General features: G+C 36.7%; 14 protein-coding genes. 10 read left to right on the forward strand and 4 right to left on the reverse strand.

Going from position 1 to position 17,955, the window contains the following annotated elements:
- Window positions 1–33 precede the first annotated feature (33 nt).
- The 4 genes from AXA65_RS11615 to ppk1 form a co-directional block, all read right to left on the reverse strand.
- Window positions 34–1,122 (reverse strand): acyltransferase family protein, encoded by a 1,089-nt coding sequence (locus AXA65_RS11615; RefSeq protein WP_063970274.1) that lies wholly within the window; start codon window positions 1,120–1,122, stop codon window positions 34–36.
- 171 nt (window positions 1,123–1,293) lie between these two features.
- Window positions 1,294–4,347, reverse strand: a complete 3,054-nt coding sequence (locus AXA65_RS11620) for a choice-of-anchor I family protein (protein WP_063970275.1) — start codon at window positions 4,345–4,347, stop codon at window positions 1,294–1,296.
- A 191-nt stretch (window positions 4,348–4,538) separates the two neighbouring features.
- Window positions 4,539–5,423 carry an exopolyphosphatase gene (locus tag AXA65_RS11625; protein WP_063970276.1) on the reverse strand — a complete coding sequence of 295 codons (885 nt, stop codon included), beginning with the start codon at window positions 5,421–5,423 and terminating at the stop codon, window positions 4,539–4,541.
- Between the two features lie 38 nt (window positions 5,424–5,461).
- The gene (gene ppk1 / locus AXA65_RS11630; protein WP_063970288.1) at window positions 5,462–7,531 is read right to left on the reverse strand and encodes a polyphosphate kinase 1; all 2,070 of its coding nucleotides are present in this window, start codon (window positions 7,529–7,531) and stop codon (window positions 5,462–5,464) included.
- A 235-nt stretch (window positions 7,532–7,766) separates the two neighbouring features.
- On the opposite strand from ppk1, the gene AXA65_RS11635 reads away from it, so the two are divergent.
- From AXA65_RS11635 to AXA65_RS11680, 10 genes are all read left to right on the forward strand, one after another.
- A complete protein-coding gene (locus tag AXA65_RS11635) occupies window positions 7,767–8,993 on the forward strand; it encodes a M43 family zinc metalloprotease (protein ID WP_063970277.1) in 1,227 nt (408 codons plus the stop codon).
- A 146-nt stretch (window positions 8,994–9,139) separates the two neighbouring features.
- Window positions 9,140–11,038 carry a molecular chaperone DnaK gene (gene dnaK, locus AXA65_RS11640; protein ID WP_063970278.1) on the forward strand — a complete coding sequence of 633 codons (1,899 nt, stop codon included), beginning with the start codon at window positions 9,140–9,142 and terminating at the stop codon, window positions 11,036–11,038.
- Window positions 11,039–11,276: 238 nt separating this feature from the next.
- Window positions 11,277–11,846 (forward strand): helix-turn-helix transcriptional regulator, encoded by a 570-nt coding sequence (locus AXA65_RS11645; protein ID WP_031503877.1) that lies wholly within the window; start codon window positions 11,277–11,279, stop codon window positions 11,844–11,846.
- On the forward strand, window positions 11,843–13,084 hold the full coding sequence (locus AXA65_RS11650; RefSeq protein ID WP_063970279.1) for a site-specific integrase: 1,242 nt from the start codon (window positions 11,843–11,845) through the stop codon (window positions 13,082–13,084). The genes AXA65_RS11645 and AXA65_RS11650 overlap by 4 nt, the downstream gene beginning before the upstream one ends.
- A gap of 2 nt (window positions 13,085–13,086) precedes the next feature.
- A complete protein-coding gene (locus tag AXA65_RS20215) occupies window positions 13,087–13,878 on the forward strand; it encodes a DUF2214 family protein (RefSeq protein ID WP_063970280.1) in 792 nt (263 codons plus the stop codon).
- Window positions 13,879–13,990: 112 nt separating this feature from the next.
- Window positions 13,991–14,368 carry a helix-turn-helix domain-containing protein gene (locus AXA65_RS11660; protein ID WP_063970281.1) on the forward strand — a complete coding sequence of 126 codons (378 nt, stop codon included), beginning with the start codon at window positions 13,991–13,993 and terminating at the stop codon, window positions 14,366–14,368.
- On the forward strand, window positions 14,365–15,594 hold the full coding sequence (locus AXA65_RS11665) for a primase-helicase family protein (RefSeq protein ID WP_063970282.1): 1,230 nt from the start codon (window positions 14,365–14,367) through the stop codon (window positions 15,592–15,594). The genes AXA65_RS11660 and AXA65_RS11665 overlap by 4 nt, the downstream gene beginning before the upstream one ends.
- Window positions 15,595–15,815: 221 nt before the next feature.
- Window positions 15,816–16,694, forward strand: coding sequence for a toprim domain-containing protein (locus AXA65_RS11670; RefSeq protein WP_063970283.1), 879 nt, complete (start codon window positions 15,816–15,818; stop codon window positions 16,692–16,694).
- 147 nt (window positions 16,695–16,841) lie between these two features.
- A complete protein-coding gene (locus AXA65_RS11675; RefSeq protein ID WP_063970284.1) occupies window positions 16,842–17,291 on the forward strand; it encodes a plasmid mobilization protein in 450 nt (149 codons plus the stop codon).
- A partial coding sequence (locus AXA65_RS11680) for a relaxase/mobilization nuclease domain-containing protein (RefSeq protein WP_063970285.1) occupies window positions 17,284–17,955 on the forward strand: 672 nt, incomplete at its 3' end. The genes AXA65_RS11675 and AXA65_RS11680, both read left to right, overlap by 8 nt.

Here is a 17,955-nt window from a genome sequence, read left to right on the forward strand (position 1 = left end):
CTTCAGAACTTGATCCACATTGATGTAGGGTAATTATGAATGGGAGCTGTTGTATCTCTTTTTTAGTTTTAAGAATTGCTTCTCGAAAAGATGATAGGATAGGTAGGACAAGAATACCGTAGAAGAGAATGACAAAAGAATGATGATAAACCAATTCAGTTCAAACTTTGCTCCGATTTTATTAAATAATTGAACACAGATGATATGGATAAGATATAGTCCGTAAGTATATTTCCCCAACCAGGCCAAGATACTTTGGTCAGAGATTTTGAAGACATTCTTTTGTCCCAAAGTAAAGAATATCAGCAGGGAAAATAGCAAGCCGTAAACAAAAGCGCTCGGATTCTTACCGATAAGCGAGAAATTGGTATTGATGACAATAAAAGCCGGAACAAAAAGCGCGTAGATGTATTTATAGATTGCAGGAATTCTTTCGAGTTTATTAATAATATCTTTACGGAAAACAAAAATGTAGGCAGGCAAAGCGCCGAAGGCAAAGTAATGGATGTTGGTAAGAATATCGGTGTAGGAAATACCATAATTCCCGTAGATCATTCTAAAGACCAATGAAATCAGAATGCTGATCACAATCAATCTCGGAACATTTTTGAATGAGATAAAATAAAAGATCAATCCCCAGATGATATAAAAATGTTCTTCTATACACAGCGACCACATCACACTGATCGGCGAAACATTGGGCAGCATGTTTTTATACATCATGACATAGTTTTCCAGAAATGTAATGGTGAAAAACCAATTGGGATAGTAGCCTTCATTCGAGGATGGAAGCTTTAAAGCCGACAGGATAAAAGGTGTACAGAATGCAAACAAGACCATCAGATAATACAATGGCCAGATCCGCAGGATCCTTCTTAGAAAAAATCTTTTGAGAGGAACTTTGTTTTGATGGTTGATCTTTTCCAGCAGTAATATATAGGTGATGAGAAACCCACTCAGTACAAAGAAAAAAGAAACGCCGATATTCCCAGCCTTGGAAAAATAATGTAGAAAGTTACTTTCCGGGATCGAACAATGGTAGAGGAAGACCAATAGAAAAGATAAGAATCTCAGGGAGTCAAAGGTGTGGAAGTGTACTCTGTCTATTTTCAAAATGCTCATCAGTCTGTTTCTACATGAAGTTTGGGGTCGCACGAAATTACTACATAATAATTACTTTCATAATAAATTGACCTTCAAAGTAAAAATTAATTTTGATCAAGATCTGTTCAAACAAAAGACCTCAGAAAGATCTGAGGCCTTAAAAAGAAAATTTAAAAAGAAAAAAGGATCTTATTTTACAATCACTCTCTTCACGTCGCCCTCTGAAGTCTTGATCAGATAAACGCCTGTAGAAAGTTTTGAAGTGTTTATGGTCAAGGCATTGTTTTCTTTGCTTAGCAATTTGCCGGACATGTCATACAATTCGTAACCTTGAGCTCTGTTGAAGTACAAAGCATTGCCTTTGTTCACCGGATTCGGGAAGATGTTGAAGGTCGATTTCTCAGATTTCACATCGCCTGTTGCAAGCGTTGGAGAAACAACCACTTCATACATGGACAAAGTACCACTGATCTCATTGGCAACGATCACGTAGCCTTTTCCTGTCGTAGAGTTTTCAGGTGTAATGTAGGTGATGCCTTCCGGTCCGTTGTCACCGCCGTAAGCCGTCGTCATTCTGGAATGTTTGTAATCGGTGAAACTCACATTATTAGGGTCGGTAACATTGTAAACCATCACACCGCCTGTTCGTTCTAAAGTAATGAATGCGAAAGTTTGTCCGCTGATTGTTCCAAGCGTTACGCCTTCTGGTTCTAGACCTTTGGCTCGGCTTCTCGCTTTTGCTCCATTAGCTTCGTTGTCTGCGTTGAAGATCAAAGGATGATTCGCTGCAATGTGTCTTTCGAACTGGTCGCCGCTATCGTAAACGATCTCTTTTGAGTCTGCATTGAAGATCGAAAATGATCGTGCACCCAAAGCATTGATCTGTTCAAATTCATTATCACCATCTGTATTTCCATTTACATTTGTCACTCGGAATCTTCCCAAGTTATGAGTTGCTTTTAACATAGAAGCATTCGGGAAAATAGTTTGGTCCAATGAATAGCCGTTTGCGCCCACCGTTGTTCTCTCGCGGAAACCGTCAAGGTCTTTCTCATCACCTTCGTTGGCTGTCACGATATAATTGTTGCTGCCCACTTTGTAAGAAGCCATTGCGTCTGGATTGTAATAAGCTTTCACAGGCCAGTTGGCAATTAGGATCTCACCATTATTGTCGGAAGCATCGAAGCCATTTCCTGGAAGGCTCATGTCTTTTTGACCCAATCCCCAAATGTTCCCAAGGGTTTTTGTTGCCAAATTAACCTCGATCACAGCGTTGTTTTCCTGACAAGAAACCCACGCCTTTTGACTGTCTGGACTGATGGCAATATATTCTGGTTCCAAGTCCTGAGCCAAGATACTTGTGGATTTTACTTTTCTGCCGCCGGTAGCTGCCAACGTTGCTTCCTGACCGTTGAAACCTTGCAGGGAAAGTGTCGTCACATTCGACTGTAAAAGATTAGGAATTCCTCCTGTAATATCGATAACGCTGATAGAACCTTCCGGATCCACAGTGTAAGCGTCATTTGGCTCGCCTTCGTTGGCGGTCATCACCTTTGTTCCGTCTGGCGTGAAAGTGATCATATCTGGAAGAACACCAACTGTAACTTGTTTCAGGAAATTACCATCGATGTCAAAGAAAACAACTGATCCATTTTCTTGAGCATTGGTTCCGTTAGGAGAAGCTACTGTAATAATTCCATTCTTAACAGCCACACTTGTAATGCCGCCGTAAGGCAACATGTTCACAGTTTTGATGACATTTGGGGTCGTTGGATTACTGAAATCAATAATGTCAAAAACATCTGTCAAAGAACTAATGGTGAACAATCTCTGAGTCGCCGGATCATGAACCACGATTTCTGTAGAACTGTTGTTGTTTCCCGACGGATCAAAGAAACCAAGATAATTCAGTTCGATCTGTTTTGATGCTACCGGTGCTTGCTTGTCATTGTCAACAATATAAACTGTAGATAAAGCCTGGCCGGAAATAGTTGCGCCAACTGGATTCTCAAGACCTAGAACAAAATATTCAGCCTGCTGTTCTTCCAAAGTGTCATCAATAATTGGAATGTTTACCGTAACGCTTGTCGTAGATGGTGTAATGTTGATGGTTTGATTTGCTAAAGTGAAATCATTGCTGTCCGCTGTACTGAAAGGCGCAGGTTTGACTACCAAATTAACTGTCGCATTCGAAGGATTGATGACATTGATCTGGAAAGCTAATGTTCCCGCATTCTCATTGACCTTAATGAAAGTCTTATCCAAAGAAATGCTTGTTCCAGCCGTGGTGAAAGTAGATGAGGTACTTGTTGTAATAGCATTGTCGCTTATGTCCTCAACTAAATTTGGTTTTAAAGCTAAATAATAAGTTTGATTAGGTACCAAACCGCCAGTCGGAATGACTGTGATTTTATTATCAGCAAATGTTGTGGTGAAAGGAACGGCATTTCCCGTAGCGTTGTTCGATCTTAATTCAACCAAGTTTTGAGCATTGGCATCAGTGATCGCAGAGTTGTCGATCAGTCTTACATCTTCATTGAATGTAATGCTTGGATTTGCTGTCGTGGAAGCATTGGTGACATTGTTCGCCGGAGCATAAGTCGCCGTTGGTGCAGTTGTGTCAACGCCGCCGATCGGATCTGCATCCACTGTGAAATTGTCAAATCTATTATTTCCAACATTTCCGCCGGCGCCAGTGGAAAATTCAACCTTTAGTTTAAAATTCGGATTGTTGGCAACACCTGAAATAGTTGAAAGGTCAAAAGTGATCAGTTTTGGATTGGCGTCTTGAGATATGACAGTTTGGTACTGGGTAAAAGTGGTCCCATCCAAAGAATAAGACCATGTTTGTGTTCCTGCCCCAGATCCGGATCGTCTTGTGGTGAATTTTACTACTACATTATTGTAACCCGAGGTTGGGAGATTGAATTGCACATTCCCATTGATCGGATAATTATATCTTAAGTGTGTTCCAGAAGGGGCACCATTTCTTGCATTCAGGTTTTCTGTGTTGAAGTTCTGTCCAGTTCCTCCGGCAAAATCAATGAAAGTATCTGTGCCGGTAGTTCCTGTAGAAAAAGCAGAGATTGAACCATTCAAAAGGGTAGAGGTTGGAGCGGTGATCGCAGCTACGGAAGCATTATTGTTGAAGTTCCAATAGTGAACCAAAGTTTGTCCCGAAGCAAGGCCGTGAAATAGCGCAGCAATCGGCAAAAGACCTCTGAAAAGGTATTTGTTTTTCATGTTTACTTTTATTTTTAGATTGGCGTAAAGATGAAATAATTTCCTGTCCGGGTACTTTAAATGAATTTTAAGTATTGATTAATAAAGCCTGTGTTAAAAGCTGTTTTCGAAGTGTTTTAAAGTGAAAGTTAATCAACAGTTATCATTAAGATAATTGATGTCGAGCCAAAAGTTCTGCATCTTGCAAGTCCTTAATTTTGCTCTGTCACTTTGTTGTAGATACTATGGATCAAACCATCCGCTACAGAGATTTTCGGAACATAGATGTGTTTGATGTCTGCCCAAGTCATCACATTGTTAAAGATGGTTAGGGCCGGAACGATCACATCTGCACGATCTTCGCGGATCTGATAGTGCTGCATTCTTTCTTCTACAGACATTTTTTCCATTTCTTTCAGATATTTCTTGATGACAGAAACTGGCATTGGTTTTCCGTCCTTTGTTTTGCTCATCGAGAATATCTTGTTGATATTCCCGCCAGAACCGATGGCTACAACTGTTTTCTTGCTTTTGATCTTGTCTTTGATCTCGTCCTTCATCTCATCCCAGATCGTTGGCGTTACCAATCCATTCAGTAAACGTATCGTTCCGATATTGAAAGAATGCTCATATTGCATCTCGTTGTTTTCGTAGAAAGTGAGTTCTGTAGATCCACCACCAACATCTACATACAGATAAGCAAAATCTTTGTCAAGACCTTCTGCAACATGATTTTCATAGATCAAGGTCGCTTCTTCGTCTCCGGTAATGATCTCGATATTGATGTCTGCCTGTTCTTTTACAATGTCGATGATCTCCTGTCCGTTTTTGGCGTCACGCATGGCGCTGGTGGCACAGGCGCGGTAATGTTCTACTTTGTACATGGTCATCATCTCGCTGAAGATCTTCATCGTATTGATCACCATTTGTTTTCTTTCCGGACCGATCTCGCTCTTTGTAAACACATCGAAACCCAGTCTTAGAGGGATTCTCAGAAGATTCAGTTTTGTGAATTCTGCTTTGCCGTTGGCTTCTTTCACTTCATTGATGAGCAGTCGGGCGGCATTACTTCCTATGTCTATGGCGGCAATTATCATGTCTTGAACTTAATTAAAGATTAAATTTAAACTAAATTTTAGTATTTCTGATTTTTTAGATAATTATAAGTCTCGATCTGTGACCTTTTCTGAACTTTATCATCGGTCTCAACATATTCGTTTCTCATGTTTTTGTCAAGAAGTCTGGCTTTCACATTATCCTCCAGCTGAAGGTCCAAAAGGGTTTTCAATTCTTTTTTCAGATTCTTCTGCAGAATTGGCGTTGCAGCTTCTATCCTGTAATCTAGATTTCTGGTCATCCAGTCGGCGGACGAGATGTACATATTTTCTGCACCTTTATTATAGAAGTACATCACTCTGGCATGTTCCAGGTATTCGTCTACAATACTGGTAGCATAGATCTTTTTCTTGAATTCTTTCTGATTCACAGCACAATAGATTCCGCGGACTATCATTTTTGTAGTCACGCCAGCTTCTGCAGCTTCGTACAGTTTTTTGATAAGTGTCCTGTCACTCAAAGAATTAACTTTGATGATCATTTCGGCTTTTCTGCCCGCTTTGGCTTCCTCGATTTCTTTGTCGATGTGAGCAATGATCTTTTCTCTCATAAACTCAGGACAAACCATTAGACTTTTGCAACTTTTCAATGTGATGGTAGGGTCTACTTTTGGTTTGTTGAGTGCAGCAAAGATTTTATTAATGTCTGCCATTATTGCCCTGTTGGATGTCATGACCAAATGGTCGCCATAGATCTTGGCCGTTTTCTCATTGAAGTTTCCTGTGCTTACAAATCCATATTGTATCGTCTTGTTATGAACTCTCTTTTTGATGACACATAATTTGGCGTGCACTTTTCTGTTGGGAATTCCGAGAAGTACTTTTACGCCTTCCATTTCCAATTTGTCTTTCCACATCAGATTGGACTCTTCATCAAATCTTGCTCTCAGTTCCAGCATTACGGTCACTTCTTTTCCGTTTCTTACAGCATTGATCAAAGCATTGACGATCTTGGAACTGGATGCCAATCGATAAGCTGTAATTTGAATGGACTTTACATCTGGATCCATGGCGGCTTCTCTTAATAGATCAATTACTGAATCGTAAGAATGATAAGGGAAAGTCAACAACACATCTTTTTTGATGATAACATCTGTCACCCTTTGTTTGTTGGCAAATTCCGGGTGGATAAAAGAAGTTCTCTCAACAGGCTTATGATACGCTTTGAAGACATCTGGAAAATCCATAAAATGCCGGAAATTGTGGATCTTCTGTCCAGGAATGATACTGTCTTTTTTTGTAAGATTAAGTTTTTTAATAAGGAATTCCAGTAAGGCTTTATCAATTTCTTTATCGAAGACAAAACGTGTTGGTTTCCCTTTTCGTCTGCTTTTGATTCCTTTTTCAATTTTATCCGCTAGTGTTGTCTTGATGTCATTGTCCAGGTCAAACTCCGCATCTTTTGTCACTTTGAAACAATGCGCCGTAAACTCGTCGTATCCAAAATAGGAAAAAATGTGCGGCAAATTATAAATAATGACATCTTCCAAGAGCATCACGTCTTTTTGTTCCGGATTCTCGGTCGGAAGAAGGACAAATCTTCCGTTGGCAGTCACTGGCAATTCTATAATGGCATACTGGCTCTCGTACTGCCATTCTTTCCTACGCATGGCAACACCTATGAACAGGCTCTTTTCACGGAGGTAAGGCATGGGTTTGTTATCGTGCAGCAAAACTGGGATGACGTTACTTTCTACCTCTTCATCAAAATATTTCACCACAAATTCCTTTTGAGTGGCAGTCAGATGTTTATGGTCTTTGATGAAAACCTTTTCCTTCGCCATTTCGCGCTGAACATCCTTCCAGGTTTTGTCAAAATCCTCTTGTTGGTGGATGACAAGCTTGTTTATCTTCTGTAATATTTTCGATGGGGCATCATAAAAAGATTCGCTAATGACCTTCTGTTTGAAGTCCATCGCACGCTTCAAACCCGCCACTCTCACGCGGAAAAACTCGTCGAGATTATTGGAAAATATTCCTAAAAATCGGATTCTCAAATGTATAGGAACGCTTTTGTCCATGGCTTCCTGTAGAACTCTGGCATTGAAGCCGAGCCAAGTGACGTCGCGCGGATTGAATTCTTGTGGCATTATTGGGTTTTTGATTATCTCAAAAGTAGTGAAATTCATTGTATTAATTTGGGTTTGAAAACTACAATCTTCTTTCGTGATGGTATGTTTCGGAACTGTAAACTAATTTTTAAATAAACAGGGATGAAGGTTTTATTGAGGATTAGATAATTTATTTTAAAAAATTTAATAAAATATGTATGGTATAATGAAAAATAGTATAGATTTGCAACCCTTTTAATTAATTAGAAATAATATGAAGAAAATTTTATTACTACTGTCAAGTGCTTTTTTTCTAAGTGCTTACGGACAAAGAACTTGCGGAACGGAGAAGAAAATGGCGGCATTTTTTGCTTCAAATCCACAAGCGGAAGCAAATAGAGAAGCTTTGAAAGATTACTTGGTTCACAATGATTTTACAAAATCAAAAAAAGCAGGTGTTGTTACAATTCCCATTGTTGTTCACGTTTTGTATTCTACAACAGCAATGAACATTTCTGATGCTCAAATCGCTTCACAGATCAAAGTTTTGAATGACGATTTCAGAAAGCTCAATGCAGATTTCAGTACAGTCGTTCCATTTGTCTTCCAAGGTGTTGCGGCAGATATGGAACTGGCTTTCTGTTTGGCAACCAAAAAACCAGATGGCTCTGCGACTTCAGGAGTTGAACGAAAATCTGTCACAAGTAATTTTAATTTCGACGATAATTATTATACATCTTCCGGATTGCCATCTTGGGATACTACAAAATATCTGAACATCTGGGTTGGTAACATTAGTGCTGACTATTTAGGATGGGCTTATCTTCCGGATAATGCTGGAGGTACAGATGATGGTCTTGCTATTGGTTACAAATATTTTGGAACGACTGGAACTGTTGTTTCGCCATATAATAAAGGTAGAACGGCAACGCACGAGATCGGTCATTATTTTGGACTCAATCACATCTGGGGAGACGAGGAGAATTCTTGTGGAACTTCTGCAGGAAATGATGGATGTGCAGACACGCCGGCTACGAAAGAGCCTTATTACGGAGCGCCTACATTTCCTACAAATCTATATGCTTGCACCACAAGTACCAATGGTTCAATGTTTATGAACTATATGGATTATGTAAATGATAATAAAATGGCGATGTTTACAAACAACCAAAAAACCATTACTCAGAATACAATGGCAGGTCCAAGAGCAAGCTTATTAAACTCTAACGCTTGCGCTCTTTTGGCGGTTGATGATGTTGAGAAATCTAACGCAATCAATGTTTTTCCAAACCCAGCAGTTAATTATATTTCTATCGCTTCACCTTTGATTAATATCAATGAAGTTGAGATTTTTGCGACTGATGGGAAATTGGTCAAAAAAGCAAAGGTGAAAAACGAAACTGATAAAATTGATGTGAAACAACTTCCATTAGGAACTTACTACGTGAGAACTTATAACGAAAGTGGTTTTGTAAAATCAATGAAATTCATCAAGAAATAATTTGATTCAAAATTGAAACATAGAACTCTGTCGAAAGGCGGAGTTTTTTTTGTTAATGACAATTTGTCACTTTTTTTGTCATGGTACAAATATTGAGAATTGCTCATTGTAAATATTAATAACAACAAAAAATAACATATAAAAAAATGAGTAAAATAATCGGAATTGACTTAGGTACAACCAACTCTTGCGTTGCAGTAATGGAAGGTAAAGATGCTGTAGTTATCCCTAATGCAGAAGGAAAAAGAACGACGCCTTCTATCGTAGCGTTCATAGAAGACGGTGAAAGAAAAGTAGGAGATCCTGCAAAAAGACAGGCTGTAACAAACCCTACAAAAACGGTTTATTCTATCAAAAGATTCATCGGGACACATTTCAAAGATGATGCTTCTGAAGTTTCAAGAGTGCCTTACGCAGTGGTAAGCGGACCAAACGATACAGTAAAAGTAAAAATCGACGACAGAGAATATACGCCACAAGAGATTTCTGCAATGATTCTTCAGAAAATGAAGAAGACTGCTGAAGATTATCTTGGACAAGAAGTAACAAGAGCGGTGATCACTGTTCCGGCTTACTTTAATGATGCTCAGAGACAAGCGACTAAAGAAGCAGGAGAAATCGCTGGACTTAAAGTAGAAAGAATCATCAATGAGCCTACGGCAGCAGCTTTGGCTTATGGAATGGACAAAGCGCACAAAGATCAGAAAATTGCAGTTTACGATTTAGGTGGTGGTACTTTTGACGTTTCTATCCTAGATTTAGGGGACGGCGTTTTCGAAGTATTGTCTACAAATGGTGATACGCACTTAGGAGGTGATGACTTTGATGATGTAATTATCAACTGGATGGCAGATGAATTCAAAGCTGAAGAAGGTGTAGACCTAAAAGGTGATGCTATCGCGTTACAAAGATTAAAAGAAGCCGCTGAAAAAGCAAAAATCGAATTGTCTTCTTCTCCTCAAACTGAAATCAACCTTCCGTATATCACTGCTACGGCTACAGGACCAAAACACTTGGTGAAAACCTTAACAAGAGCGAAGTTCGAGCAATTGTCAGCAGATTTGGTAAAAAGATCAATGGAGCCTTGTAAAAAAGCGCTTTCAGATGCTGGACTTTCAGTTTCAGATATTGATGAGGTAATCTTGGTAGGAGGTTCTACCAGAATCCCAATCATCCAAGAGGAAGTTGAGAAGTTCTTTGGTAAAAAACCTTCAAAAGGAGTAAACCCAGACGAAGTTGTAGCTATTGGTGCTGCAATCCAAGGTGGAGTTTTAACTGGTGATGTGAAAGATGTTCTTTTATTAGACGTAACACCACTTTCTTTAGGTATCGAAACAATGGGTTCTATGTTCACTAAATTAATTGATGCGAATACTACCATCCCAACTAAAAAATCTGAAGTGTTCTCTACAGCGTCTGACAATCAGCCGGCTGTAAGCATCAGAGTAGGACAGGGAGAAAGACCAATGTTCAACGATAACAAAGAAATCGGAAGATTTGATTTGACAGATATTCCACCTGCACCAAGAGGAGTTCCACAAATCGAGGTGACTTTCGATATCGATGCAAACGGAATCCTTTCTGTATCTGCGAAAGACAAAGGAACCGGAAAAGAGCAATCTATTAAAATTCAGGCAAGTTCAGGACTTTCTGACGATGAAATCCAACGAATGAAGCGTGAAGCAGAAGAAAATGCTTCAGCAGATGCTAAGAAAAAAGAAGAAGTTGAAGTATTCAATAAAGCGGATGGTTTGATTTTCCAAACTGAAAAACAGTTGAAAGAATTTGGCGACAAACTTTCAGCCGACAAAAAAGCAGCCATCGAAACTGCAGTTGCTGAATTGAAAACAGCTTTCGAAGCTAAAGATTTAAATTCTGTAAAAACCAAAACTGAAGTTTTAGACGCTGCTTGGATGGCCGCTTCCGAAGAAATGTACGCAGCAGGCCAACAAGGTCAGCCAGGTGCAGATCCTTCTCAAGGAAATGCCGGAGCTAATTCAGGTGCAGATGATGTGCAAGATGCAGACTTTGAAGAAGTCAAATAAATAGCAATTATTATCGATTAATATCGATTGAAATAAATTAGTAAATCGCTGTAAACGTAATGTTTACAGCGATTTTTTTTGTTTTTGCATTTTTTATTAATAGTTGATTTTAATCGATTTTTGTTGTAATTTTGTATCTCATTTGTACCGCGTGTTATTTGGATGTAATGTGCGTCTTATGCGCCTTATTTTATTTTAGAAGCCAAAAAACAGAAAATGTTCAGGATGTTATTTCAGAATGGGATTTAGTAAATTAAAAATACCAAGGGTATGCGAGCAGTGTTCAAAACCCTTTGAAGCAAAGACAGTTACGACTCGTTTTTGTACTGTTTCCTGCGCTAATAAATCGGGAAAAGAGCGCAAAAAGCAGGAAAAAGAAAGAGTGGAAAAAGAAACATTATTGAAAAAGTATGTGAATAAAATTGCAGAAGTTCAATCTCGTGAATTTTTATCCGTTGCTGAAGCAACTGTAATGTTTGGAATATCGAGAGATACCATTCACAGATTAATAAAACGTGGAATAATAAAGGGAGTTAATTTTGGAGTAAGATTAACTCGTGTTAAGCGATCAGATTTGGAAGATTTATTTTCAGCAGTTGAAATACCGGAAGAAAAGGAAATAATAATTGAGAAACCCAATTTTGAAGTTGGTAATTGTTATACAATTTCCGAAATTAGTTCAAAATTCTACGCTGATCCAGGAACTGTAACAAACCTGATTAAAAGAAACAAAATTCCGACAAAGAAAGTTGGAAGTTTCGTGTATGTTCCTAAAAATTTAATTGATAAAATTTTTGACGGAAAATGAAAGAGTTATTAAAAACCAAAGTTACCGTACGATTGCGAAAATCCGAATTCCGAAAAGAATGGTTTATTTATTTGGAAAGTTATCCTGTGATGATTCCTGGTAAAGATAAAGTTCAAAGAATCCGGGAATATTTGAACAGAAGCGTCACAACCGTAGACTTTGATAAGAAAAGACCTGCAAGAACAACCCAAGAATCCGTTTCATATAAACCTAAAAGAGATGACAATGGTATTATCGTTTGCAAAAGCGAAAATGATCGGGAAACAATGTTCTATGCAGATTCTATGCGTAAATTACGTCAGAGAGAATATGACAATATTGAACTTTACAGCGAACTCGACAAAATTCAAGTAGAACAAAAAGAAAAATCGCAGGAGAATTTTGTGCGATATTTTGATTTGCTGGTTAATAAAAGACATAAAAACAATTCCGAATCTATTCAAATAAATTGGTATCGCTCGATAGAATTTCTAAAAGATTTTGGAGGCGAAAAAATTATGTTTTCGCAGATCAATACAAAATTCTGTGAACACTTTAAATCATATTTGTTGACTGCAAAAAGTGGCAGCAATAAGGAAGAGATTATTTCTCAAAATACGGCTTCGACTTATTTTTCTGTATTCAAAGCTGCATTAAAACAAGCTTTTATTGATGGATATTTTACGACTGACATTTCTGCTAAAATAAAAGCGATTCCGCACGAGGAATCAAGACGAGAATATTTAACACTTGATGAACTTAATACTTTAGTTGAAGCGCCGTGCGAACTTGAAGTTCTTAAACGAGCAGCACTTTTTTCAGCCTTAACAGGTCTACGACATTCCGATATTCAAAAACTAACGTGGAACGAGATAAGTATTGAAAACGATCAGGCAAAAATAAATTTTACACAAAAAAAGACAAAAGGTGTAGAATATATGCCTATGTCTAAACAAGCATTGCAACTTTGTGGTGAAGTAGGTCTTCCAAATGATTTGATTTTTAAAAATCTGACTAATCCGGCTTGGATTTCCCGACCACTCAAGAAGTGGATTGAAAGTGCTGGAATTACCAAAAAAATAACATTTCATAATTTTAGACACACTTTTGCAACACTTCAACTTTCGAGTGGAACTGATATTTACACAGTGAGTAAAATGCTAGGTCATACGAATGTAAAAACTACGCAGGTTTATGCAAAGGTTGTTGATGAAAAGAAAAATAAAGCTTCTACAGCTATTCAATTAAAAAACTTATAAAAATGCACTTGAAATATTTCGAATATATTGTCATCTACCTTTCCGTTCTATTAGTATGTGTAGTAGGGGGAGCGTTAGCAAGAATTTCTTTTCTTGGAAAAGGTGGTGACGAATATACCGCAAATATTGTATTTTGGGCAATCACATCATTAAGTATATTATTTTATGCGCTTATTATTTTATTTCTCGATGGAATAATTATTTTATTCAGAAAGATTTTCCCTAAAAAAGGCAGTTCCGAGAATTCTACTATAGATTTTATTCGATCTGAAAATCCTGAGAATGTAGGGGAGAAGCAAAAAAAAATAATTGATGGAAATACACCAATCTATTTAGTCGAAAATTCGGATGAAAACATTGTGAATCAAACGAAAGAATCCGTAAGTCTGGATTCTATAAGAAAAACTCAACTCCAGCAAAAGCAACAAAATGATAATGTAAAACTACAAATCGCTCTGGATTATACTCGGAATCAATTTGCATTATATTTAACAGACGAAAATCTTGATGTACTTTGTAATGCCGTAAGTTTATATTCAAAAAAAGAAGGGATTTCAAACGTTATTTCTGTCCACACCAAAGGACTAACTAATCTAGATCTTTATCATTTCGGTTGGAATATTTGGAATTATTTTAGACCAATAAAACAAGAAGAAATTTCAAAATTATTAAAAACTGTTTTCGTTTCGCTAGATGATATTGATTTAGATAGTATCAAATCACATTTGAAAGATGAACCTCAAAAAGGTAATATCAAAATTCAAGAAGACTTGACAGACTACCAACGAACATAAAAAATCGTAAAATGAAGTGTATGTTTAGTGATTCCTCTGTGATTGCGTGTTTATAGCGATCACAGAGGAATCACTTTTTTTCTTTGCACCATAACAATCAAAAACAATAGTTATGGATAGCAATGACATTTCATTTGAAAACCTGCCAAGAGCAGTTGCGCATCTGGTTAGCGAAATAGCCGAAATTAAATTTCTGGTAGAAAGGAAAGAACCTCCGATAATTCCCGTAAAAAGAATTCCGATTGATATTGCAGAAGCTTGCCAAATTATAGGTAAGGCAAAACCTACTGTTTATACTCTAGTGCGGAAAAGATTGATTCCTTGTTATAAAAATGGAAAGAAACTCTACTTTTTTGAAGATGAACTATTAGATTGGATTTCGAAAGGAAAGAAGAAAACATTACAGGAAATCCAATCTGAAGCGGAAGCCAATTTTAGAAAAAATTCAAGAGAGGCAAATGTGGATTCTAACCAAAATCTACAAAGATGAGCCAAAAAATTCCTTACATCCGAGTTGGAACCACCTATTATAAAGTAATAGAAAAGCCACTAATTTCTGGCGATAAAACTTCAGTTTTGGTTCGCTGGAATCGAGAAACAATTGTGAGCGATCACGGAAAAACGTATGTTTCAACTGTGCCAAAATTTGATGGTTTCTGTTGCATTCCGGAGCATCTAAATTATCAACAAATCGTTCAAGGTTTCTATAATATTTACAATGAAATTCCATTTCATCCTTCATCTGAAACGGAAGATTTGAAATCTAAAATTCCATTTTCTTCGAATTTTGTAGCGCACATTTTCGGTGAACAATTGGAAATGGGTTTTGATTATTTGAAAATTCTCCTTCAATTTCCAACGCAAATTCTACCGATTTTATGTTTGGTGTCCAAAGAACGGGCTACTGGAAAATCAACATTTATTAAATGGTTGAGAGAAATTTTCGGGTTGAATATGACGTACATCAAAGGCGATTCGTTCGGAAGTCAATTCAACAGCGATTGGGCAGCAATGTTGTTGGTGGCAATCGATGAAGTTTTTTTCGACAAAAAAGAAATCACTGAAAGATTGAAATATCTATCGACAACTAATAAAGATAAACTTGAAGCCAAAGGTAAAGACAGAGAAGAAATCGATTTTTTCGCCAAGTTTATTCTGTGTTCCAATAACGAAGAGAATTTTATTCAAATCGATGAAAATGAAATTCGATTTTGGATTCTGAAAATCAATCCGATCAAAACGGAAAACACCGAATTTTTGAATAACCTCATTTCCGAAATCCCCTATTTTCTTCGGTTTTTAATCGAAAGACCATTTTCAACGGAGAAGAAAACAAGAATGTGGTTTTCAGCCGATGAGATCAGAACGAAAGCACTTCAAAAATTAGTTTTTAAAAACAACAATAAACTCGAATCTAAAATAATAGAATTGCTTTATGAGTTTTTTGAAACCAATGACGATGAAGAAATAAATGTTGTTCCCCAAGACTTGCTGAATATGATAATCAGAATGTTTCGACTTACTTGTTGGACGAGAAATGATATTCGAAATCTTTTAAAGGAAACTTGGAAATTGAATCCACAAAATAATGGTTTGACTTACATCAGATACGACCTTGATTTTGCAGGAATATTTTACCAAAACAATTCAGTTGGTCGCTATTTCACCATAAAAAAGGATTTTATTCTTAATAAACGTGTTGAAATGTTGAATTGATTGATAATGAATAGAAAATCAAACACTTCAAACTCAACAAAATCCTCAACAAACTTTTAAACTTCACTTTTTGTTGAATGTTTGTTGAGGGTAAAACCACTAGTTTGTTGAATTGTTGAGCATTTATTGAGGGTTTAAATATTACTTAATCAATACGTTACAGGGTTTTCTCAACAATTCAACAGAAAATATCTCACTCAAAACACGGAAAATTTACAACTATGAATTGCAAACAATTTAATACAATCCCGTTGGAAGAAGTCCTCCTTTCTATCGGACACCTTCCCACGAAACAAAATGAAAAAGAAGCTTGGTATCTCAACCCCTTTGCCACCGAATCCCAAGCCTCTTTTAAAATCAATAAAAGTCTAAATAAGTGGTACTTATTTTCAGAAGGAATCGGTGGAAATAATGTTGATCTATTGAAAAAATATCTGAATAAGACTACTAGTGAAGTTTTAATTTGGGCAGAAGATCAGAGCTTTTCTTCTTTTCAAAATCAAAATATTCCTTATCAGAAGTTCGAAAACTCAAGTAAAAATTATGAGATACTTGACGTGAAAGAAATTCAACATCCTGCACTTTTGGAATATTTAAGAGAAAGGAAAGTTGAAAATCAAACTCAGTTCTTATACGAAATTCATTACCGAATGAAAGATAAAAATAATTTCGGAATAGGTTTCAAGAACGATTCTGGCGGTTATGAAATTCGCAACAAATATTCTAAAATTTGTTTGGGTAGAAAAGATGTTTCTACTATAAAAAATGGAGCAGAATCGCTTCGGGTTTTCGAGGGGTTTTTCGATTTTCTTTCATTTAAAAATGTAGAGAACTTTTTAGTAAAAGAACCTTCTGATTATCTCATTTCAAATTCTGTTTCGATGATTCACGATATAAAAAATTCACTCGAAAATTATAAAAACGTACAGCTTTATTTTGACAATGATGAAGCCGGAAATCGTGCGGTTGAAATTATTAGAAATCAAAATCAAAACGCAGAAGATTGTCGGGTTTTATATTCAGATTTTAAAGATTTGAATGACTGGATGATTCATAAAAATCCATCACCAGAAAGACAAGTGAAACACAGGAGAAGGTGAGTAAAATAAGCATAGGTAAAATATGGTGGGTAGTTAGTGCAAAAAGTACCCAAAGTTTACAATAAGCGTAACCGCTGATTGCAAAATTGGGATTTTTGATTTCTTCCTATCGTCAGAAATGTTTTGAAACACAATTAAATATACGCAATGGAAAAAGACTTTTTAAAAGAATTTATACAACAAGCCACCCAAGAAAATGAAGCTATAATTGCTCACGAAAAGAGAAAAAAACACTTCCAAGAATTAGGTCGGAAAGGTGGTTTGAAGACCAAAGAAAACAAAAAATTAGATAAAGTGATTTCGATAAGAATGACCAATTCAGAATATAAAATTCTCATTGAAAAACAGAAAAAATATCCGCTCAAGTTATCGACCTATATCCGAAATGTTTTGTTGGAAAAAGAATTAAAAATCAATGAATTTAAAACCGATGAAGTATTGCTTCAATTTGGAAATCATTTCAAAAAAATAACGAATCTTTTACGAAATCGGGAATGGAATGTTTTTGAAAATAAGAAAGAAATTTTAGTGAAAATTGAAAATCTGATCGAATTGATTCAGCAGTATTTATATTCAAAAATTCAGAAAAATGAATAATTCGGCAACCACAAGAATGATATCAAAAATCGCTTTGGAATATAATGGAAACGACAAAGGAACAGCAGAGATGGTGGCGTCTAACTATCTTTTAAGCGACACTGCTGAAGGTCAGTTTAACGAAATGGAGATCGTAGCTGAGCGAAATCCTAAAGTAGAGAAATGGGCATTGACAGGCTACATTTCTCAACCAGACGAAATTGGCAGAAAATTGAAGGATGAAGAATTCGCAGAAATCGCAGCCAATGCTTTAGGAAAAATTGGAGTGACAAACAAAAATCAGTACCGATTGGATATTCACAACAGTACGAAACATAAGCATATTCATTTTATCGTAAACAGAATTGATATTTCGGGGAAGTGCACTGTGAAAGCACACGATATCGGAAAGAGATTTGGTAAAGCCGTTCGAGAAGTCTGCAAAGAGAAGGGATTAATAACTGATGTTGAAATTGGTATTCAGAAAAAAGAAGAAATGCTGAAAAGCTTAACCGAAGTTATTAGGTCAGAAGATAATTTTGATGATCTGATCGTAGCAATGAAGAAAAGAGGTTTTGAAATTCAATTGTCTTCAAATGTCAAAGACGGGATTTCGGGAATGCGGATTGTGATGGAAAAAGACAAAAATCATCAAACTGAAAGGGTCTATAAAGCTGGTTACAAA

The sequence above is a fragment of the Chryseobacterium sp. FP211-J200 genome (assembly GCF_001643375.1).
Lineage (GTDB): Bacteria > Bacteroidota > Bacteroidia > Flavobacteriales > Weeksellaceae > Epilithonimonas > Epilithonimonas ginsengisoli.

Excerpts from the sequence above, each read along its gene's own strand:
- AXA65_RS11625 (WP_063970276.1), bottom strand. The coding sequence starts at position 5,423 with ATGATAATTGCCGCCATAGACATAGGAAGTAATGCCGCCCGACTGCTC.
- dnaK (WP_063970278.1), top strand. The coding sequence starts at position 9,140 with ATGAGTAAAATAATCGGAATTGACTTAGGTACAACCAACTCTTGCGTT.
- AXA65_RS11670 (WP_063970283.1), top strand. The coding sequence starts at position 15,816 with ATGAATTGCAAACAATTTAATACAATCCCGTTGGAAGAAGTCCTCCTT.
- AXA65_RS11615 (WP_063970274.1), bottom strand. The coding sequence starts at position 1,122 with ATGAGCATTTTGAAAATAGACAGAGTACACTTCCACACCTTTGACTCC.
- AXA65_RS20215 (WP_063970280.1), top strand. The coding sequence starts at position 13,087 with ATGCACTTGAAATATTTCGAATATATTGTCATCTACCTTTCCGTTCTA.
- AXA65_RS11635 (WP_063970277.1), top strand. The coding sequence starts at position 7,767 with ATGAAGAAAATTTTATTACTACTGTCAAGTGCTTTTTTTCTAAGTGCT.
- AXA65_RS11645 (WP_031503877.1), top strand. The coding sequence starts at position 11,277 with ATGGGATTTAGTAAATTAAAAATACCAAGGGTATGCGAGCAGTGTTCA.
- AXA65_RS11665 (WP_063970282.1), top strand. The coding sequence starts at position 14,365 with ATGAGCCAAAAAATTCCTTACATCCGAGTTGGAACCACCTATTATAAA.
- AXA65_RS11650 (WP_063970279.1), top strand. The coding sequence starts at position 11,843 with ATGAAAGAGTTATTAAAAACCAAAGTTACCGTACGATTGCGAAAATCC.
- AXA65_RS11660 (WP_063970281.1), top strand. The coding sequence starts at position 13,991 with ATGGATAGCAATGACATTTCATTTGAAAACCTGCCAAGAGCAGTTGCG.
- AXA65_RS11620 (WP_063970275.1), bottom strand. The coding sequence starts at position 4,347 with ATGAAAAACAAATACCTTTTCAGAGGTCTTTTGCCGATTGCTGCGCTA.
- AXA65_RS11675 (WP_063970284.1), top strand. The coding sequence starts at position 16,842 with ATGGAAAAAGACTTTTTAAAAGAATTTATACAACAAGCCACCCAAGAA.
- ppk1 (WP_063970288.1), bottom strand. The coding sequence starts at position 7,531 with ATGCCACAAGAATTCAATCCGCGCGACGTCACTTGGCTCGGCTTCAAT.